Source organism: Paenibacillus sp. EKM206P, from assembly GCF_011066155.1.
GTDB lineage: Bacteria > Bacillota > Bacilli > Paenibacillales > Paenibacillaceae > Paenibacillus > Paenibacillus polymyxa_D.
Genome location: NZ_JAAMNQ010000016.1, coordinates 80,902 through 102,488 on the forward strand (window position 1 = coordinate 80,902; position 21,587 = coordinate 102,488).

General features: G+C 43.6%; 15 protein-coding genes and 1 pseudogene. 12 read left to right on the plus strand and 4 right to left on the minus strand.

The features are described 5' to 3' along the window. Nucleotides 1–135: 135 nt before the first annotated feature. Nucleotides 136–1,521 carry an MFS transporter gene (locus G9G53_RS23410; protein ID WP_165150618.1) on the minus strand — a complete coding sequence of 462 codons (1,386 nt, stop codon included), beginning with the start codon at nt 1,519–1,521 and terminating at the stop codon, nt 136–138. Between the two features lie 110 nt (nt 1,522–1,631). Here G9G53_RS23410 and G9G53_RS23415 point away from each other — a divergent pair, with 110 nt between their 5' ends. Continuing rightward, nucleotides 1,632–2,519 (plus strand): LysR family transcriptional regulator, encoded by an 888-nt coding sequence (locus G9G53_RS23415; RefSeq protein ID WP_165150619.1) that lies wholly within the window; start codon nt 1,632–1,634, stop codon nt 2,517–2,519. A 169-nt stretch (nt 2,520–2,688) separates the two neighbouring features. Here G9G53_RS23415 and G9G53_RS23420 read toward each other — a convergent pair whose 3' ends face one another. Continuing rightward, nucleotides 2,689–3,531: an AraC family transcriptional regulator gene (locus G9G53_RS23420; RefSeq protein ID WP_081317565.1), complete on the minus strand. Its 843-nt coding sequence runs from the start codon at nt 3,529–3,531 to the stop codon at nt 2,689–2,691. Nucleotides 3,532–3,680: 149 nt separating this feature from the next. Here G9G53_RS23420 and G9G53_RS23425 point away from each other — a divergent pair, with 149 nt between their 5' ends. Together G9G53_RS23425 and G9G53_RS26605 are read left to right on the plus strand one after the other, a co-directional pair. Further along, nucleotides 3,681–5,741, plus strand: a complete 2,061-nt coding sequence (locus G9G53_RS23425; protein ID WP_165150620.1) for a beta-galactosidase — start codon at nt 3,681–3,683, stop codon at nt 5,739–5,741. Between the two features lie 203 nt (nt 5,742–5,944). Beyond that, nucleotides 5,945–6,452, plus strand: a pseudogene (locus G9G53_RS26605) (glycoside hydrolase family 2); the annotation flags it as partial. A gap of 121 nt (nt 6,453–6,573) precedes the next feature. Here G9G53_RS26605 and G9G53_RS23430 read toward each other — a convergent pair. Beyond that, nucleotides 6,574–6,915, minus strand: a complete 342-nt coding sequence (locus G9G53_RS23430; protein WP_029518466.1) for a winged helix-turn-helix transcriptional regulator — start codon at nt 6,913–6,915, stop codon at nt 6,574–6,576. A 106-nt stretch (nt 6,916–7,021) separates the two neighbouring features. On the opposite strand from G9G53_RS23430, the gene G9G53_RS23435 reads away from it, so the two are divergent. The 3 genes from G9G53_RS23435 (at nt 7,022) to G9G53_RS26610 (ending at nt 11,595) form a co-directional block, all read left to right on the plus strand. Beyond that, nucleotides 7,022–7,936, plus strand: coding sequence for an arginase family protein (locus G9G53_RS23435; RefSeq protein ID WP_165150621.1), 915 nt, complete (start codon nt 7,022–7,024; stop codon nt 7,934–7,936). A 915-nt stretch (nt 7,937–8,851) separates the two neighbouring features. After that, nucleotides 8,852–11,245: a cellulase family glycosylhydrolase gene (locus G9G53_RS23440; RefSeq protein WP_165150622.1), complete on the plus strand. Its 2,394-nt coding sequence runs from the start codon at nt 8,852–8,854 to the stop codon at nt 11,243–11,245. Between the two features lie 245 nt (nt 11,246–11,490). Further along, nucleotides 11,491–11,595 carry a DUF6254 family protein gene (locus G9G53_RS26610; RefSeq protein WP_023988604.1) on the plus strand — a complete coding sequence of 35 codons (105 nt, stop codon included), beginning with the start codon at nt 11,491–11,493 and terminating at the stop codon, nt 11,593–11,595. A gap of 652 nt (nt 11,596–12,247) precedes the next feature. Here the strand turns inward: G9G53_RS26610 and dapA are convergent. Then, nucleotides 12,248–13,129, minus strand: coding sequence for a 4-hydroxy-tetrahydrodipicolinate synthase (gene dapA, locus G9G53_RS23445; protein ID WP_165150627.1), 882 nt, complete (start codon nt 13,127–13,129; stop codon nt 12,248–12,250). Nucleotides 13,130–13,243: 114 nt separating this feature from the next. On the opposite strand from dapA, the gene G9G53_RS23450 reads away from it, so the two are divergent. The 6 genes from G9G53_RS23450 (at nt 13,244) to G9G53_RS23475 (ending at nt 20,613) form a co-directional block, all read left to right on the plus strand. Continuing rightward, entirely contained in the window at nt 13,244–14,116 is an 873-nt protein-coding gene (locus tag G9G53_RS23450; RefSeq protein WP_165150623.1) for a LysR family transcriptional regulator, read from the plus strand. A gap of 379 nt (nt 14,117–14,495) precedes the next feature. Beyond that, nucleotides 14,496–15,518, plus strand: coding sequence for an NADH:flavin oxidoreductase/NADH oxidase (locus tag G9G53_RS23455; RefSeq protein ID WP_165150624.1), 1,023 nt, complete (start codon nt 14,496–14,498; stop codon nt 15,516–15,518). 574 nt (nt 15,519–16,092) lie between these two features. Beyond that, the gene (locus tag G9G53_RS23460) at nt 16,093–16,503 is read left to right on the plus strand and encodes a MarR family winged helix-turn-helix transcriptional regulator (protein ID WP_069011340.1); all 411 of its coding nucleotides are present in this window, start codon (nt 16,093–16,095) and stop codon (nt 16,501–16,503) included. Nucleotides 16,504–16,576: 73 nt separating this feature from the next. Continuing rightward, nucleotides 16,577–18,340 (plus strand): ABC transporter ATP-binding protein, encoded by a 1,764-nt coding sequence (locus tag G9G53_RS23465; protein ID WP_039275165.1) that lies wholly within the window; start codon nt 16,577–16,579, stop codon nt 18,338–18,340. Next, nucleotides 18,333–20,183, plus strand: coding sequence for an ABC transporter ATP-binding protein (locus G9G53_RS23470; protein WP_165150625.1), 1,851 nt, complete (start codon nt 18,333–18,335; stop codon nt 20,181–20,183). The genes G9G53_RS23465 and G9G53_RS23470 overlap by 8 nt, the downstream gene beginning before the upstream one ends. Before the next feature lie 121 nt (nt 20,184–20,304). Beyond that, a complete protein-coding gene (locus G9G53_RS23475) occupies nt 20,305–20,613 on the plus strand; it encodes a hypothetical protein (RefSeq protein WP_039275163.1) in 309 nt (102 codons plus the stop codon). The last annotated feature ends 974 nt before the right edge of the window (nt 20,614–21,587 follow it).

Genomic DNA, 21,587 nt, shown 5'->3' on the forward strand with positions numbered 1-21,587 from the left:
GAGTTCAAAATAGGGAAACTGCCCCAAAGCTTTCAAATGGCTTTGGGGTAATCTGAACAAACCACAAAAGTCGCAAGTCTCCATTAACCTCGGAGATTTACGGCTTTTGTGGTTTGAATTATGAACTTGGTGAACCTATGACTCATGCAATTGCGCTGGCTTCTGGTGCCGCCGACTTATGAATACCAAAGACAATGCAATTACCGTGAGGATAATCCCAAGCATTTGAAATCCCTTGAAGCTAAATGTACCTCCCATTACGATAGCTATCAATAATGAAGAGATAATGGTTCCCAGATATCTTGATGTGCTAAATAATCCGGATGCTACACCGATTATTTCTTTTGGAGAACTTTGGAACAGGGCTGCTTGCATACCTACATTGTTCAAACCGTTGCTAATACCGAATGCAGCTAAAGCCAAACACACGCTGATAACCGGTGAATTTGGATTCAATGTCACGAGCCACACTGACCCCAATGTCATCAGAATTGCGGACACCAGCAATGCCGGTCTGGGTCCTGATTTATCGATCCATTGTCCTGCAATGGGAGAAGTAATTAGCGAGCACAAGCCTAAGCTTAGCATGAGAATGCCTGTTTGGAACTCGCTGACATGACGTACCATTTGCAAGTAGGACGGAAGCCCGAAAAAGAGCGAGTAATATAGTACGTTAACGAGCATGAATTCGACATTAATCCAAATCATTGCAGGGTAACTGGCGAATGTGCGTAAAGGAATAAAGGGTGATGTCGCTTTTAACTCATGTCGTACGAATGCCCCCAGCGCAACGAAGCCTATCAGCCCGACAATGACATTTCCTAATGAGATATGCCCAGATGATTTTGCCGAGAGTAACCCAACTAGCAGGGCAACCAGACCCAATGTGAAGAGCAGAATCCCTGTTGCATCAATCAAATCAAACCATTTACGAAAAGACATGTTGCGTGCTACGGATGTTGGCAGTTCGTCCTTAGGAATATTCCTCCAAGCCAATACAAAGCTGGCCACCACAAACGGAATATTGATGAAAAAGATAGCAGGCCAATTCCACCAATGAATCAAGACCCCGCCAATAAAGGGGCCAATTGCTGCTGCTCCAGATAGGAATATGGACAAAACAGACAACGCAGTTGCTTGTTTCTCTGTAATATGAATTCGAACAATAGCCATTCCAACTCCAACCATCATGCTTGTTCCGATGGATTGCACAATGCGGAACATGATGAGCCACCCGAAATTTAGTGATAATGGAGCTAATAATGATGCAATGAAGGTTACAACAAGCCCGGTAAGGAATATCTTCCTACGACCAAATAAATCGCTGGCCTTACCCATGACAGGTTGAGCGATGCTACTTGCAATGTAGAAAGAAAAAATAATCCAGGAAACACCTGTAAAGTCAAGATGGAACACATTTTGTAGACTTGGAATAGCAACTGAAACCATCGAAGAATTTAATGGGTTCAATAGTATCCCTAGACCAACTGAAATCATTAACCACCAGCTGCGAACGCTCATTTCTGGTCCCCCCATAGCGAATTAATGTCATCGTACTTGAAATCGATTATTTATTCCAACGCATTTGATGTTATAATCTCATTGACTTGAGGGAATGAATGGAGGGCATAATGGAACTTCTTCAACTGCAATATTTTCTGACGGTAGCTCGTTTGGAACATGTGACCGAAGCTGCACGAAGTCTGCACGTTACTCAATCGTCGCTGAGCAAAACGATTCAGCGTCTGGAGGAAGATCTGGGGGTTCCTCTATTCGATCGAACAGGGAGGAAACTGCGATTGAATGAGTTCGGAAGCAGATTCCTTCACCGTGCAGAGAGGGCTTTATTTGAATTGGAGCAGGGGAAGCAGGAGCTTAGCGATTTTTCCAGCCCGGAATATGGCACTCTCGAATTGGCGGTGACCACCGCAAGCACATTACCCAATATCCTGCGAGAGTTTCGGAAAAAGCGACCTTATATTCATTTTCATGTGCAAATGCTGACCACACAGGAAATGGTAACGCTTCTTCATAGAGGCGAGGTCGATTTTTGCTTGTCCTCACCTCCAATAGAGGGGGATAACATCGAATGCCAGATCGTGTTTATCGACCCAATCCTTGTAGCTGTTCCAAAGGGGCATCGGCTGGCAGATCGAAGCAGTGTAACGTTGACAGATCTAAGGGATGAATGGTTTGTCGGTGTAAAGAAAGGCTACGGTACTCGCGATTTAGTGGACTCTGTATGCAAATCGGAAGGATTTGTACCTAGATATGTGTATGAGGGGGATGAACCTGCAAGGCTTAGTACGCTTGTGGAAGCTGAAATTGGCATAGCCTTCATACCAAGCACGGCAAGGAATTCACGGGAACATCTTAGATATCTCCGAGTAGAAAATCACGAATTGGTACGGGAGATCGCTTTATTATGGCATAGGAGTCGGTATATTTCGCGGGCTGCTCTGGAATTCCGTGAGGTAGTTGTAGAATATTTCGGAGCGATATCCCAACAGACAATTTAATCCCAAATATAAGCGAAATAAAAACATTAACAGAAGCGGTAGCGTAGGACATTTTAACCAAACGTCCTAAGCGGCCGCTTATTCTTTTATTCAACTGTAAAATTTGTAATTTCAATTTGTATGCTACCATACACACACGCCCAGCTATTGAAGAAGTTTTTGGATTGTACTAACCCATCCTTCTTAGCTGACGAAACTGCTCCGGTGTGATACCTGTTTGCTCCCGAAACCTCTTGATAAAATAGCTGCTTTGATGAAAGCCAGTTTCCAGTGCAATCTGCTTTACAGTGAGTGCCGTGGATACAAGGAGATGCTTGGCCAACGTTATTCGGCATTGGAGTAAATATTGAGCTGGGGTACTGCCCATGATCTGATGGAAGAGCCGGCTAAAATGAAAGGAGCTATAACCTGACGTCGCAGCCATTGTCTTCAAATCGAGCAAGTTCTGACAATGCATACGAATATATTCCGCCGTATGACGAATCCTCTCGTGGACGGTACCGCCGGGGAAGGTGCCGAAAATTTGGTTGGAATGGTGGACGATCTCCAGAAGAATTTCATAAAGCAGGGAAGAGATCCGTACATCATAGTCGTGACGGTAAGCTTGGGCAAGTTGCAACATTTCTTCCATCAGCGGTTTTAAACGTTCTGGCCGATGGAGCGAGAACAGATACGGTCCGTGCATGCTTCGGCCTTGTAATAGCGAATCTACATCTTGCCCGTCAAAATGAATCCATCGGACATCCCAGGGATCCTCGGGTTTAGTTCGATATTGCTGCGTCGTATGCTTGCCGAAAAGAAAGCCCATGCCAGGGGTAAGCTCGATTTCCTTCCCATCATGCACAATAGCGCCTTTGCCTGCAAAAATGATATGTAAATTGTATTCTTTCAGTAATCCTGCATTCCTTCGCTCCCCATGATTGGGGAAGTTCTTGTAACGCCCTAACGATTCGGGAAACAGCATACCTTTATTTAGAATGGGCGAAGGAAGATAACAATCTATTTTAATCATGTATCCATCTCCTTGACTAAGTTAGCAAAAAAGTAATTCAATTAGCAAAATCGAGTTATTCTAATCCATTTTTTCCTATATTACAATAGATACGATTATCAGAGAATAACATTTTTGTACTATTACTTCTACTGAAGGAGAATTGGAGCATGCCGAAATCCTTATCTTTAGATCGCTTTCATTTGGGAGCTTGTTATTATCCTGAACACTGGGACGAATCGTTGTGGTCGGACGATCTCATAAGAATGAAGGAACTGGGCTTCAGCATCATTCGGATTGGAGAATTTGCTTGGTCGATCTTCGAGCCGGAGGAAGGAAAGTTCGAATTCACGCTGTTTGACCGTTTCTTGGAGCAGGCAGACGCGAACGGGATTCAAGTGATCATGGGCACACCAACAGCTACGCCACCAGCATGGCTTACTTATAAGTATCCCGAGGTGCTGAACGTATCCATGGAGGGGGTCACGTTCCAACATGGTCAGCGTCGGCATTATAACTATAGCAGTCCCATTTATTTGGAGCTTTGTGCACGTATTACAAGAGAGATGGCACAACATTACAAAGATCATCCGGCCATCATTGGGTGGCAAATTGATAATGAGCTGAACTGCGAGATAAACGTCTTCTATGCCGAGGCAGATCATCAGGCTTTCCGGCGCTGGCTAGAGGCAAAATACGGTACATTGGAGCAGCTCAACAAGGCTTGGGGTGCTGTATTCTGGAATCAAACTTATGACAGCTGGAAGCAGGTTCATCTAACTCGTCCAACCGTATCCGGGTCAACAAATCCTCATCAGGCTTTGGACGAGAAACGATTTATATCCGATAACACCATTTCGTTTGCCAAGCTACAAGTGGACATCCTTCGGTCAGTGGCGCCTAATCAGTGGGTGACAACCAACGGTGTATTCGGGCATTTGGATAGCCATAGGATGACGGATCAACTACTTGATTTTTTCTCGTACGATTCTTACCCTCAATTCAGTACCATTTATCCAGACCAAGGGGAGAAGCCATTGCTGGATCGCAAGTGGGGGCTTTCTTTAAGTAACGTCAGAGGGATGTCACCAAATTTCTGCGTGATGGAGCAGCAATCCGGTCCGGGAGGATGGGTGAACAGAATGGAGATGCCATCTCCACGCCCGGGGCAGATGCGATTGTGGACCTACCAAAGCATTGCTCACGGGGCAGACATGGTTTTGTATTTCCGCTGGAGAACGGCAACGTTTGGTACGGAAATGTACTGGCATGGAATTAATGATTATCACAATCAGTCGAATCGTCGGGTCGCAGAAGCAGGTCGCGTCGGTAAGGAGCTGCAAAAGGTTGGAGGGCGGATTCTTAGCAAACGCTACGCGGCAGAGGTTGCTCTACTTCGCGATTATGATAACGAGTGGGATGGCGAGTTGGATAAATGGTATGGTCCCTTGACAAAGCAAAGTGAGCTCGGCTGGTACAAGGCACTGCAGTATGGACATATACCTTCGGATATGGTTACAATCCGTCCGGGTAAGGAATCAGAACAGTTGCGGGAACTGGCCAATTACAAGGTGCTGGTATACACGCATCCGGCGATCCTACGAGACAGTACGGCAGCTATGTTACAAAAATATGTAGAGGATGGGGGCATCCTGATCTTCGGTTGCCGCACCGGTTATAAGAACGAGTTCGGTCACTGCCGTATGCAGCCACTCCCAGGCCCTGCAGCCGCAATGAGCGGCGTTCACGTAGAGGAATTTACGATGATAAATGGGACGGCATCACCTGTATTGGTGCGATTTAAGGATCAAGCTCTTGATTTTTGTGCTCCAGGCTTCAACGATATATTGAGTGTTCATGCTGACACGGTAGAAGTACTCGCGGAGTACGCATCAAGCTACTATGAAGGGAAACCGGCCTTGACCGTCAACCGTGTTGGCGAGGGACTAGTTTACTATTGGGGTGCAGCTTTTGACTTACCGATAGCGGTTGAGCTTCTAAGACAGCTGCCAGTGACATCCCCGCTTGCGGGCTGGTGCCAAGCTCCTTCAACGGTAGAAGTCGCTATTCGTGCGGATGCACAAGAAGAGCTGGTATTTCTACTGAATTACAGCGAAGAAACGGCTCAGGTTAAACTGAGTGTTGAGACGGAGGAACTCCTTTCCGGTAGCAGGCTGACTGGTATCGTATCCTTGGAACCGTATGGAGTATGGGTATTAAAGAAAGTTTAAAATGAAGAGAGCATCAGCCGCTGATTTTAATCCAGAGATCAGTGGCTTTTTATTACATAAAGCAAGGGAATAACGTGTTGCTTTTTTGTATAGGGTTCAGCTCAATAATCGCTGTCTTTCCTATGGGTTCTTGAACCAGAGAAATCGAACGTGATCGGTATTTAATACAAAATTAATAATTTAATACAATATTATTGACTCTTTTTTTATATTGGTGTGATGTGAAAGGCATGCTCGTCTGGTCGGAAAAGGCGTCGACCTTTGAGTTCAATGATCAGCGGTTAGCCGCTTTACGAAGGAATGGCTGGAAATCGTACCGCAGCAGTACAATCATCCAAGCATCACAACTTGGGTCCCGTTCAATGAATCGTGGGGCATATCGACCATTGGACATGATGTAAGCCAGCAGCAGTTCACGCAAACGGTCTCGGATATTTTAACTCTTCATGATTATGTGGAAACGGGCGAAGAGTTTTTGGAGCGATATCAGGACAAAGAAAGCATCGTAAACAACAGCATTTCCTTTATTAAGTCGAAGCTTTTATCGAACGTTTCCGTGCAATCACCGGAGCAATTAAAGCGACCCCCTATCTCTCGGGCTATTGCTATACACAGGTAACCGATGTACAGCAGGAAGTCAACGGATTGTTGACGGAAGACCGAAAACCGAAGGTTCCGCTTGAAGTGATTCGGGAGATAAATCTGGCTTGAAGTGATAATTAATATAATAGAATTTGCAGACCGGCTGTATGCTGTCTCCTCCGTGAAGAATAAGGAATACGGCATCTTCAGCATACTTTTCGCATATAGGCTTTTTAGTAGAAAACTGGATTTAACTATTTTGATTTTTTGTTCCCCACTCACATAACCCTTCCAAAACAGGTAATAGCGTTTCTGCTTTATCTGTGAGACTGTACTCGACTTTAGGAGGAATTTGAGGATATTCTTTTCGATTTACCAGACCATCCGCTTCCAATTCTTTTAGTTGTGAACTCAATGTTTTATAAGTAATAGCCCCTATCTGTCTTTTCAGATCATTAAAGCGAACGGTCCGGTTTTCGGCTAGGAGATAAATAATAACCATTTTCCATTTACCACCAATCAATGAAACTGTATAACCAAAAGGTGTATCTTGAATATTTTTAACTTTACCTTTAAATTCAGCCATACTCATGGTTACAATATCCTTTCGGGTAGTACCTATCAAAATAGTGCGTACTACGTTTTTATTTGTGTTCAGTTTATACTAACCTTACTTTTGAAGTAAAGGAGAGAATAACATGACTAAAAAAACAATACGCCTGTTAATGCCACAATGGCAAGGGGGAAACAATCCTAATTACTCTTTTGGAGCCGAACTGCTTGCTTGGCTAGCTCCGGATAATGATCAACCCCTTATTCATGTTCCAGTTCAAGCTTATGATGGAACTCCACTTGAAAACGAAAACGGTATGAATGGGAGAACACAGCTACTTGAACAATTAGAGGCTGCTCAGCATATCATTGATGCTCATAAGCCAGATCGCATTGTAATGTTTGGTGGTGACTGCTTAGTGGAACAAGCTCCATTTGCCTATTTAAACGAACGATATGGTGGGGAATTAGGTTTAATTTGGATCGATGCTCACAGTGATTTAGTTAGATATGTAGGCTATGATAACGGACATACATTACCGCTCGGAAATCTGTTGGGAGAAGGAGATGAGGAATTCGCAAAGCATGTGAAAATCCCTCTAAAACCAGAAAATGTTTTTATCGCAGGATTAGCAACTCCTACAGAGCAAGAAATAGAAGTGATTTCAGAAGCGTTTCAAAGACTAGGTATAGCACCAACAGAACCAGATACAGAAGTGATTCAAAGACTAGGGATTAAAACTGCAGAAGCTCAAGAGTTAACAAACAGTACTGAATCTATAAAAGAGTGGATTAAAGAAAGTGGCATTAAGCATCTGGCTATTCACCTTGATTTAGATGTGCTTGACCCAAAAGCATTTCGTTCTTTATTATTCGCCAACCCTGAAGCACCTTATAATTATTCTCCTGCGGGAACAATGCAAATGCTCCAACTACTTAATCTGATTAGAGAACTATCTGAAGAAACAGATGTAGTTGGCTTAGGTATAACGGAGCATATGCCGTGGGATTCTATTAATTTAAAAAATCTGCTTGGAGAGATACCTATATTAAATAACTAAGTTCATACACGGATTATAAGAGAACAATGATCTGCTTACAGTTTGTCTGGTTCTATTCCGCTTGTACTTTTCGGAAGCTGCACATTAGGCGAATATCCCCTATAATGGATCTTAAAAATAATTACAGAAGAGTCTTATTATGTAAAAGTACGTTGAAATCGGTTACCCAATATATGAAGAAATGCCTGTTTATCCAGGATTGCCAGAAGTGAGGTTAGAGCCTAGAGAGCGTTTGGACAAAGGGGATGACTGGAACGGAGTGTGTTAAGTATAGGCTATTTTGTTCACTATGGCTTGGTTAACAAAATCAGCACTGCAAGGAGAGACAACAATATATACGCATAAGAAGTCGCCATTTTGGCGGCTTTTTTGTTTTGGATAAAAATTTATAGTAAGCCTTCAAAGGTGTCTATAATCTTTATAATGATGGTTTGACACTGAATTAGTGGGAAATGTGGGAAGGCGGTTCACTTGCATCATTGCTGAATAATTGATCATCAGCTCATAGTCTCTTTAAAAAACGTTTCTTTTAGGGAGTTACAATAACAGCTAATTAAATAATTTACATGATTCAGGCGCATTGTTATGAGTTTTTCAAATAGATTTTAAAACTTTTTATTAATCAAGGAATAGTGCTGGAGGACAAAAATATATATGCTTTAGGTCGCTTTGATGAATTTTATCTCTGGAGGACGATATAGAAAATCAATCGAAGCGAAATAAGTGATGTAACTCTAAATGAAAGCGGTTAAAGGAGGAGTCTTTATTAAGCCTCTGGTATGAAGATTTGAATAGAAAGCTATGAAGAGAGGAGGCGCCCCAGAAAAGACAATTTAGGTAAATTAGTGAACTTCAAGATGAATAATGCAGGACTAATCAATCAGTTGTTTATTTATATGAATTGGAGGTTTTGAGATGAAAAAAACCATAACATGTTTGGTTTTGTTTGGTCTGCTTATTAGTCTGTTGCCGATCAAAAATGTGAGCGCTTCCGAAAACCTTGTTCTGACCAAATCGGCAACTGCAAGCTCCGTCGAAGATTCGACTAAGGCGGCTGATTTTGCGATTGACGGGAATTCACTAACTAGGTGGTCTTCACAATATTCAGATCCACAGTGGATAAGTGTAGATCTCGGCAATACTACCGAAATCAATGGGGTTACGCTTAACTGGGAAGCCGCTTATGCGAAGTCCTTCCAAGTTCAAACATCAACGGATAATGATCATTGGACTACCGTCTATTCCACTACGACTGGAGAGGGAGGAATAGAGAAGATATCTTTCGAAGCAACAAACGCAAGGTATGTAAGAATGAACGGCATCGAAAGGGCTACTAGCTACGGATATTCTCTCTGGGAATTCGAAGTGCATTCTGCCGACGAACCGGAGGATAACACACCTCCAACAGCGCCCTCCGGTCTGACTAGTTCCTCTATATCTGATACGACGGTAAGCTTAGAGTGGACGGAATCTACAGACAATGTAGGGGTTGCCGAATACGACATCTACAACGGATCAAAGCTAATAGGCTCCAGTGCGTCAACGTCCTTTATCGTTACTGGCTTAACAGCTAACATGGCGTACAGCTTTTGTGTGAAAGCCAGAGATGCTGCTGGGAACGCGTCGGCTGCAAGCAATGTGATTGATGTGAACACTAGCGCGTCCGACACAAGTATTGTTTCAGGTGAAATTTATAAACTAACAGCACAACATAGCGGAAAAAACCTAGAGGTAGCAGGAAACTCCACTGCCGATGGAGCCAAGGTGCAGCAGTGGACGGACAGCGGCAGACCCCAGCAGAAATGGAAAGTGATCGACGTTGGCGATGGATACTATAAACTGATTGTGCAATCCAGCGGTAAAGCATTAACAGTAGCTGGAGGTTCTCTCGAAGATGGTGCTAATGTGCAGCAATGGACAGACAACGACTTATCTAATCAAAAGTGGAAGATTATTAGCGTCGGCGGCGGATATTATAAGTTGCTCGTTAAATCTAGCGGTAAAGCGCTGGATGTAATCGGGGGTTATACTAATGATGGGGCAAATGTACAGCAATGGGTGGATAACGGAAATGATCAGCAGAAATGGAAGTTTACGCTTGTCGAATCAACCGCTGATACTACAGCACCAACGGCACCAGCGAACCTGAAAAGCTTTTCCAAAACAAACACTTCGGTAAGTCTTGTATGGGATGCTTCAACAGACGATGTAGGTGTTACCAGCTACGATGTGTATAATGGAACAATCTTGGTCGATTCAACCGACACGACAAGTTATACGGTGACAGGACTTACCGCCGATACAACGTATAGCTTCACCGTAAAAGCCAGGGATGCAACAGGGAATGTTTCAACAGCAAGCAATATCATAAATGTGACGACAAATGCTACCTCTGAGAATACAGGCTTTTATATTAACGGAACAACGCTGTACGATGCCAACGGAAATCCGTTCGTAATGAGAGGAATCAATCACGCTTATACATGGTATAAGGGTCAAGAGTCAGCAGCGATCCCTGCCATTGCGAGAACGGGAGCGAACACCATCAGAATCGTACTGTCGGATGGTCAGCAATGGACAAAAGACAATCTGTCTGAGCTACAGAATTTAATCACTTTATCAGAGCAAAACAAATTGGTTGTTGTCCTTGAAGTACATGATGGTACAGGGTCTGATAGCGCTACTGTATTGAATAATATTGCGAATTACTGGATTGAAATGAAAGGTGCACTCATTGGAAAAGAAAGCACCGTTATCCTCAATATTGCGAACGAATGGTATGGAACATGGGATGGCGGAGGCTGGGCGCAAGGCTACAAGTCTGTTATACCCAAGCTTAGAAATGCTGGCATCAAAAACACAATCATGGTTGACGGTGCAGGATGGGGACAGTATCCGCAATCTATTTTTGACTACGGAACAGAAGTCTTTAATGCAGATCCGCTTAAAAATACGATGTTTTCTATTCATTTGTACGAATATGCCGGTGGAAATGCTGCTACAGTAAAAAGCAACATGGATAATGTACTGAATAAAAATCTGGCTCTCGTGATTGGCGAATTCGGCATCAAGCATACGAGCGGTGATGTTGATGAGGCTACCATTATGAGTTACGCTGAGCAAAAGGGAGTAGGTTATCTAGCATGGTCTTGGAAAGGAAACAGCGCGGGTCTCGATTATTTGGATATGGCTACTGACTGGGAAGGAACAAGTTTTACGGAACAAGGTCGTATTATTATTGAAGGTCCCAATGGTATTAGGGCGACATCGAAATTAAGCACAGTTTATAGCGGTTCAGCCGACAAATAGCCTTCTTCCGCTCCTTCCAATCTTGCGGGCGCAGTTATATGTACTAAATCCTCTTATCGCAAGGTAAAGGCCGATTCCACATGCAGCTACATTTCTCGCCTCCAAGAAGGCTAGTTGGCTTATCCAGATTGCACCCTGAGTTATTAGAAAAATCCAACGAATTTAGTTTTATGAATGAACAGAGCTGAGAAATGACAACTTAAGAAAGTAGTATACATCACAATTTCCAAAGGAGGATATCTGTTATGGCTCACCAGAAGAAAAGGAAAGAAGCAGCCTGGAAGTCACGAAAGCAAGAACAGCATCCCCATGGTAAAGTCAAATCGCTCAAGGAGTTGTCCAGCGAATAGGATTGAGGAGTATACTGCGTAAAAGAGAAGAGCTGTCGATGAAATTCATCGGCAGCTTCTTTTTGCAATGATTTCGCGTACACAAAGAATTCCCTTAATGCTGCAACTGGATTTACTAGCAACCATCCAGCTATTGCTTGTGAGCTTTTCAGATTGAGGGACTTGCAAAAAATGTATCTTGATGACAGACAGTTAGGGTTGGGTGGGGATCAAGCAACGCAATGATCTTTCGGACATTTTAAGCTCAATAGAAGACACGTCTTCAAACATCAAATTGCTATGTGCTACATTCATCTTCACCAATTTTAGACCAGTAACTTATAGCGTTCTAGTATAGAAGGTATCTTCTTAAATTCGTTTTTCAGAAGGGTGCCAGTTCCGGCTAAAAATTGAAGCATCTCCTGACTAGGAGATGCTCAGGCTGTCGAGAAACCCCCTGTTTTTTTGCAGGGGGTTTAAAACTGTCTTAGTGGTCTAAAAACTAGAGTCCTCAGATCGTTTTAAATCGATTTTTGTTTTAAAAGATGCGTCTACCCATATAAAAATAGAAGTGTCGAAAAGTCCTCTGGACTTTCTCGACACTCTGAGCATCTCCTGACTAGGAGATGCTTCTTCTACGTTATGATTGGGTAGTCTGAGATAAGCTGATTTATCAGGATACGATTGAATTCAGGAGACCTTGCTTCACCTGATCCGACAGTGGCATAAGTGGCAGGCGCAATTGCTCGGCAGCAATAATCTCTTGCTGGGTAAGCCACCACTTGATCGCGGCCGGGGCTGGCTCTGCAAATACATGCTGGATCAGCGGTTCCAGTAGCTTAAAACTGTCTCGCGACCCGTTCATGTCGCCAGCTGCAAAACGTTGGTACGTATCCACATACTTCTGGATATTGAGATGAGCGGATGCAAGCATACCGCCGGCAGCTCCCTGACATAGCATGGCATGGAAATAGGCATCCTCTCCGCAGAGGACAGGCTTGGTCTCGTACTGGGTCAATTTTAAGAGCAGATCAAGACCGCCCGTGCTGTCCTTGAGCCCAATTACGCCATCCAGGTCCAGCACCTTGCGTATGGTATCTATTGTCATGCGACTGCCCGTGCGAACCGGAATCTCATATACAAGCACAGGCAGGCCTACACGAGATACGACACGGAAATGCTCCAAGATCCCTTCCTGCGTCGGTCGGTTGTAATACGGAGTGACCACCATGGCTGCATCCGCTCCTAATTCAGCCGCCATTTCCGTCCGATGCACCGTTGAATAGGTATCGTTCGTTCCAGTGCCAATGACGATCGGAATGGTTTTGTTCATGCTCTTCAGAACATCCTGCGTCACCTGTACCATTTGCTTCACTTCATCCCAGGATACGGTTGGCGACTCTCCTGTCGTACCGTTAACAACCAGTCCCTGAATGTCATGACCTGCAAGATAGGTAACATACTTCCGGTACGAATTGATGTCCAACTTATAGTCACGCGTAAAAGGTGTAATCAGCGGTATGAAAATCCCATGAATATGTTGTTCGTTCATCATCATCATCAGTTATCCCTTCCCGTTGAATTAAATCTAATGTAACATAGGAGACAGCATCGGAGTTATCTATAATAAGCGATGATTCTAATCAAAATTTTTGATGGGGTGGCCAGAATGGATTTCATTTATCTTCAGACATTTCGGGAAGTTGCTTTTCGTGAAAGCTTTACGAGAGCAGCAGAAGTGCTCGGTTACGCACAATCCAGCGTCACGACCCAGATTCAGAAGCTGGAGAAAACGTATCAAGTCAAATTGTTCGAACGCTACAGCAACAACAAGATTCGTCTTACCTCTGCCGGGGAAGAACTGTTCAAGCTTGCTGGACAAATGCTGGAGCTTTTCGAGCAATCGAAAGAAAAATTGGCCAAGCAGGGCGGGGGCTCTATGACGATCGGTACTATGGATTCCATCGCTTCGTATTTTCTGCCGCCGTTTATGCAGGCGACTCGCAAAGAATACCCTGATTTGAACATACGATTGCATACGGATCGCGAAGAGATGATTTTGCACCAGGTCAGGGAAGGGGATGCCGATGTTGGACTGATCCTCGCGGACGATTCAAGCAATCCGGCCTTGCAGTGGATTACGATTCGAGAAGAACCGCTTGTGCTGATTGTCCATCCGAACCATCCGCTTATCGCTAAAGAGCGAATCGGCCTGGATGATCTGGTGGATGCGGAGTGGATTATGCCCGAGCATACGTGCAACTACAGACAACTGCTGGAGAGAGTGCTTCGAGCAAATGGAATCACCTATCGCGTAAGCCTGGAGCTGGGTAATCCGGAAGCGATCAAACGGAGCATCAAGACTGGAGAGGGTATATCCATACTACCTCTAATGGCTGCGCTGGAGGAGATTGAACGGGAAGAGCTGAAGGTGTTACCCTTTGAGCATGCCGAACTCAAGCTGGAAATTCAGCTTGTTCTTCATCCCAAGAAGTGGGTGTCCAACGCATTGAGCTTTTTTATGGAGAGCATGAGAATGTAGATTTTCCTCCACATCAAAAATTAATATACAGTACGAGCGCTTCCTAGTGGAAACCAGAAGCGCTCACAGTTTATTCAAATCATCCACGTATTTTTTTGAAAAATAAGCAATCAAAATGTGCATTAATTAATTTGAAAAGCGGGATCACTATGAAGAATAGCGTATGGCTCCCATGACTACGTGGTCAGGCAATGCCGGTTTTACGATATAGACGAAGAAGTGGCTTACTACAACAAACGAGTAAATGACGTAATCTTACTTTGAAGTTTTGAAATCATGCTTAGAGTTGACAAATGAAACAAACATGTTAGTATATATGCGTGTGCATGCATTTTGTTGTTGTATTTCCTAATATAACTCAGAGAGGAGTCTTTTTCACATGAAAGATTTATTTAGCCCCTATACAATTAAAGGTTTGGAATTGAAAAATCGCGTAGTTATGCCTCCAATGTGCCAATACTCGGTTGACAAAAAGGACGGGGTTGCCACAGATTGGCATTATATGCACTATGTTAGCCGTGCAGTAGGCGGAGCTGGTTTTATCATAATTGAAATGACAGATGTAGAGCCGGATGGTCGTATCTCCGATTTTGATCTTGGTTTATGGTCAGATGAGCAGATTCCTGCTCTCAAACGGATTGTAGATGCTTGTCATAGCTACGGTGCCAAAGTGGGAATCCAGATCGCGCATGCCGGACGCAAGGCGGAAGATGCTGAAGTTCCTGTAGCACCATCTGCTATTGCATTTGATGAAAATTCAAAACAACCTCGCGCGCTTACAACAAAAGAGGTTAAAGGCCTGGTTGAGAAATTTCGTGCTGCTGTAGCTCGCGCTGTCAAGGCTGGATTCGACAGCATTGAAATTCATGGTGCACATGGCTATTTGATTCATCAATTTCATTCGCCGCTTACGAACAAACGGGAAGATGAATATGGTAAAGACCTTACCCTTTTTGGTCGGGAAATCATCCAGGCAGCGAAGGGTGAAATGCCAGAAGATATGCCGCTCTTGATGCGTATTTCTGCCAAAGAATACGTAGAAGGTGGATATGGTATTAAGGAAAGCATTGCTTTTGCCAAGGAATATCAAAAGGCAGGAGTAGATATGTTTGATATTTCATCTGGCGGTGAGGGACCTATAGCTGCATGGGGCAGACCAGGAACTCACGCAGCGTATCAAGTCCCCTTAGCAAAAGAGATCAAAGAAGCTTTGGATATTCCGGTGATGGCCGTTGGAAGACTAGAAGATCCAATATTGGCGAATGCAGTTATCGGAAATGAAGAGGCCGATCTGGTTGCTGTGGGTAGAGGGATGTTGAGAAATCCTTATTGGTCACTGGAAGCCGCATCAAAATTGAAAAAAGAAACTGCAATCCCTACACAGTATACTACAGGGTTCTAAGACTGAGCTCTTGCTAATCATAATTGGCCTGTCAAAGTTAAAATGGTGGTGAACCGCTAGCTATATTTGACCAGGAAAAGATTTTAAGACCGAATGCAACGATAAAAGACTTTGAAATGGAAATGGTCGATTAAGCGAAAAAAGTACGTCCTTTAGACCTTTTGTAAAGTACTCTATCAAGGTACTCTACAGAAGGTCTAATTCAATGAACTATGCGACCACAGAGAGCATGTCAGAGGAAGATACATAAGATGAGATTCGGTTTTAGCTCTTAGGTGTTGTGATATGTGGCACTATAAGATGGTTATTCATACCATGGACGTTACAATGCAATGTAGCTTCCAATGTTAGAAGTGAAGGTTGGTAAAAGCCTTGCAAACCACTCCTCGAGTTTTTGGCATTTCCATTGAACTTTTTGTGTGGAAAATTTGGTGAAAATACAAGCTGGTTACGGAGGATTTTTTGTATTCCATATTTTCTCTAATTGACTTTGTAACCCAACATTATTATTATCTTATACTATAAGATTAATTATCTCATACTATAAGGTATTAGCGAGAAGGTGTTGTGACCATTGGATTATAAAGCATTAGCGACAGAACTATTCGAGTATATCGTCAAATCGCGGAAACCAGCATTAGAGGAACGAGGGCACTTCTCACGTGGCGAAATGGGGATTCTCATTTGTCTGAATTTCAATAAGGACGGGGTTACCTCTGGCCACTTGAGCGAATACTTGTCCGTCAGTACGGGACGAGTAGCAACGGCACTGAAGAGCCTTGAGAAGAAAGGACTAGTTGTACGGCGTACTGATGTCAATGACAAACGTAAGGTGATTGTATTCATTACGGATTCAGGTAAGCAATTTATGATTGATAGGCATAAGGAAGGAATCACATGGACCGAGAATGTTCTTCGAAAGTTAGACGAACAGGATGCCAAAGAACTGATCCGGCTCATTAAGCTTATTGTCTCTAGAAGCTGAATTTCTATGCAGACGCAGGAGCACCATACTTCACCAGACATCAAAGACTATCAGATAAAAGGAGAGCAACGGAATGCTAAAGATATTCAAATATCTCAAAAAAAATGAATGGATGCTCGTGCTTTGCAGCCTGGCTTTCATCGTTGTGCAGGTATGGCTTGATCTGAAGCTACCTGATTATATGGCGGAAATTACGACCAAGCTGCAAACAGAAGGAACACCTATGTCCGAACTGCTGATTCCCGGCAGTTACATGTTGTTTTGTGCCGTCGGCAGTATGATTGCATCTATTATTGTCGGCTATTTTGCGGCAAAGGTCGCGGCAGGGCTGGCCATGCGTCTGCGTGCGATGGTCTTTGACAAGGCCTTATCTTTTTCCATGGAAGAGATGAACAACTTTTCAACAGCCAGCCTTATCACCCGCTCCACGAACGATGTTACCCAAATTCAAACGGTGGTTGCGCTGGGGCTGCAGGTGATCATCAAGGCGCCGATTCTGGCCGTGTGGGCCATTGCAAAAATTGCGGATAAAAACTGGCAGTGGACCGCCTCTACAGGAGTGGCTGTGGCTGTCCTGATCCTGATGCTGAGTGTCATTGTTATTTTCGCTCTTCCGAGTTTCCAAAAAATCCAACGTCTCACCGATAATCTGAACAGAGTAACACGTGAGCATCTGACCGGGCTTCGGGTGGTGCGCGCTTATAATGCAGATCAGTATCAGGAGGAGAAGTTCGGGCAGGCTAATGCCGAATTGACGAATACAAACCTGTTTGCGAACCGGTTAATGGCAATGGTTGGCCCGGGTATGACCTTTATTATGTCGGGTCTGAGTGTCTCGATCTATTGGGTTGGCACTTACCTGATTAACGGAGCGGCCGTGCCGGACCGCATTACGCTATTCTCTAATATGGTCGTATTCTCCTCTTATGCGGTGCAGGTGGTCATGGCCTTTATGATGGTAAGTATGATTTTCTTCCTGATGCCTCGAGCTTCGATTTCTGCCAAACGGATCATGGAGGTTTTGAATACCGAATCCAGTATCGTTAACGGGCATGAGACGACTGGAGAAGAAAGCGTTATGGGGCAAGTGGAATTCCGTAATGTCAGCTTCAAATATCCGGACGCGGAGGAGGCCGTGCTTCGCAATATTAGCTTTACGGCGAAACGAGGCGAGACGGTTGCCTTTATTGGCGCTACAGGCAGCGGCAAAACCAGCGTGATCAATCTAATTCCCCGCTTCTATGATGTGACCGAGGGAGAGGTACTCGTGGACGGTGTGAATGTCAGGAACTATAATCAGCAGGCACTCCATAACAAAATCGGATATGTTCCCCAGAGAGCTGTACTGTTCAACGGTACGGTGGTATCCAACGTTTCGTATGGTGTTAACGGAAGAGCAGGAGCTTCAGAGAAACTCGTCAAAGAAGCCGTTGGTATTGCTCAAGGAACGGAGTTTGTTGAAAAAATGGATGGTCAGTATCAGGGTAGAATTTCGCAAGGTGGAGCGAACGTGTCCGGTGGTCAAAAGCAACGGCTGTCGATTGCGCGTGCCATCTACCGACAGCCGGAAATTTATATTTTCGATGATTCCTTCTCGGCACTAGATTACAGAACAGATCGGATTCTGCGCTCCGCTCTCAAAAAAGAAACCGGCCACGCTACGACACTTATTGTTGGTCAGCGCATAGGCACTATCAAAGACGCTGACCGAATTATCGTGCTGGACCAGGGGGAGATTGTAGGGAGTGGCACGCATGAAGAGCTGATGACGAACTGCAGCACCTATCAGGAGATCGCATATTCGCAGCTTTCGAAGGAGGAACTCATACATGGATAAGAATGAACACACCGTCGACAGCCAGCAAATGAAAATGAATCAGCCAGGTCCCATGGGCAAAGGTCCCGCGGGGGGCAGGGGTGGTGGTGAAAAAGCAAATAATTTTAAAAAGACCATCAGCCAGCTTGCATCCTACAGCAAGGCCTATGTGCCTATGATTATACTCGCTATGGTACTGGCCCTGGTCGGCTCTACCCTCAACGTGATTGGCCCAGATAAGCTCAGTGATATTGCCAACCTGATTCAGGAAGGAATCGTAACCGGGATTGATGTAAGTGCTGTTCAGAAGATTGTTTTTGTATTAGCGCTTTTATATGGATTTGGTCTTATTTTTAACTATTTTCAGGGCTTCATTACAGCAACCGTCTCACAGCGTCTTACAAAGAAGATGCGAACAGAGCTGTCTCGAAAAATCGATCATATGCCTTTGAAGTATTTTGACTCTACGAGTTACGGTAATGTGCTTAGCCGCGTAACCAACGATGTCGATACCATCGGACAAACGCTAAACAACAGTCTCGGCACGCTTGTTAGTGCGCTGGCCACTTTCGTGGGAGCCTTGATTATGATGCTTTATACGAACTGGATCATGACCGTTACCGGAATTGTAGCTACGCTGATCGGCTTTAGCCTGATGAGCGTGATTATGAAGCATTCACAGAAATACTTTGTAGCACAGCAAGCGGAGCTTGGCCAGATCAACGGTCATATCGAAGAAACCTATGCTGGTCATAACGTAGTCAAGGTCTATAACGGGGAACAAGCAGCCAAGGAGGTGTTTCATGGCATTAACAGCCGCTTATATACAAATGCATGGAAGTCCCAGTTCATGTCTGGTCTGATGATGCCAGTCATGATGTTCATTGGAAATTTTGGTTATGTCGCGGTCTGTGTTGTGGGAGCTTTGCTGGTCAACCAACAGACTATAACCATCGGAACTATTGTCGCCTTCATGGTGTATATTCGTCTATTTACACAGCCCTTGTCACAGTTGGCGCAGGCAGCAACCAATTTGCAATCGGCTGCTGCTGCCAGTGAACGTGTATTCGAATTTTTGGGTGAAGAAGAATTGGCGGATGAAAGTGACAAGACTATGAAGCTGGATAACGCCAAAGGGGATGTTGAATTCAAACATGTTCGTTTCGGTTATAACGAAGACCATATGATTATCAAAGACTTCTCTATGAAAGCTGAAGCTGGTCAGAAAGTCGCCATTGTCGGTCCGACAGGCGCTGGTAAGACCACGCTCGTGAATTTACTCATGCGGTTTTATGAGCTGAACGATGGAGAAATCTACATTGACGGAACCCCGATCAGCCAATTAACGCGTGAGAATATTCATGAATTATTCTGTATGGTGCTTCAGGATACCTGGCTGTTCGAAGGAACGATTCGTGACAATATCGTCTTTTCCAAAGATCATGTTACTGATGAGCAGGTAGAAGCTGCATGTAGAGCGGTGGGACTGCACAGTTTCATTAAAACACTGCCGCAGGGATATGATACAGTTCTGGATGACAAAGCCAATCTCTCTGCGGGTCAAAAGCAATTGATTACCATTGCAAGGGCGATGATTGAAGATTCACCTATGCTCATTCTGGATGAGGCCACAAGCTCGGTCGATACGCGTACGGAATTGCTGATTCAACAAGCGATGGATCAGCTGACTGTGGGGAAAACCTCCTTTGTGATTGCTCACCGACTTTCGACGATCAAGAATGCGGATCTGATTCTGGTCATGAAGGACGGTGACATTATCGAAATGGGTAACCATGAGGAATTGCTAGCAAAAGGCGGCTTCTATGCCGATCTATACAACAGTCAGTTTGAACATGCGTCCTAAAAAGTAACTGCTTGAAAGTATAATGAATATCCATATAGTTCCAACTTAATTAACATCATCATGTGGACATTATAAGGTATAAGAGCCAGAATTTCTTAATCATAATTGTGGAGGCAGATCAATGAACCAGCGTTTTCGAATCACCCGTTCCATGCAGGAAAATCCTGTGGAGCAATCCATTTCCCTGGAGGAGTGCAAAGATTACTTTGCATCCCAGCCAGACTTTTCGTATTCACGGGAGCTTATCATACAAGGTGCTGAGAGCACCATGTCGATCGAGGGAGATTTTTTCATGTGGAAGTATGCTGACGTAGAAATACCTTTTCGTCATTACATGGGGGATGTGTACGTGGCTATTTCCAATGAGGCTGTCGTGCCTAAGATGATTGAAATTGCAACAGATTTACAAGCAGATGTAGTGGATGGGTGAAGAACGATTCTTATTGCAGCAAAGTAGGCGTAGAAGCCAAGCTCTGATTATCCGGTTCAGTTCTCGCACCAGTTTGAATCGGTTAATGTGGACAGCCGCGGGAATCCCTTGTCATCTAAAAGACGTGATATACGATTGCTTGTCTGGATATCTGGTGAGTGGTTGCAAAGGATTTGTTCCATGTCTGATCACAGGGCAGAAGCTCAATCGGTTGTGATGAGCTCGGCAACAAAAACGATTCGATTCGTACACAGTATACGTCACACAACAAATGTTTCTGGTACGTTCGCTGTGGCAGTATTCACTTCATTCTTAAGGGTCAAGTCGCCAAAACATAAAAATAGCAAGTCTCTTGCAACATGGAGACTTGCTATTTTTATGTTTTCGGTTCATTGAATTTTGCGAAAAAAATAGTTCCATAGTTATGATTTTTCTAAAAATTTATACTTTTAAAGGAAGATCAAAACGTTTCTATTAAATAAAAAGCAAAGTTTCTAGCTAAAATTAGAGAAAAATTTAATCTGAACTGAAATTTCAGAAGAAAATTAAAGAAAATTTTGCATGTGAATTAGTTCAAAAGAGCTATGAAAAGTCACTATCTATTTAAAAAATGAAGAGTTATTAATTTTGAATCACTTCAGCTTGATGTGAATAAATTCCATTATATAGGTGATTAAAGAATATTGCTGAAAAAGTTGAAATTTGTCGGATGATGTCAGAATTGATTTGTTACATTTGTGTTAATGATGTGTAACGTAAAATTTGTTTTGATACAAGGGTTTTGGACTTTTTTGCAAGTCTACGTCATTTTGATTTTATCAATTTATAAAATCAAAAATTTTGTCTTAAATCACGTTAACGGGTCATGATCGGTATTCAATTTAATAAAAAAGTGAAATTCTTGTATTTGAAGATATAAAAATAATAGAATAATATGGGTTATTTATGGATTTCATGAAATCTATCAATTTGGA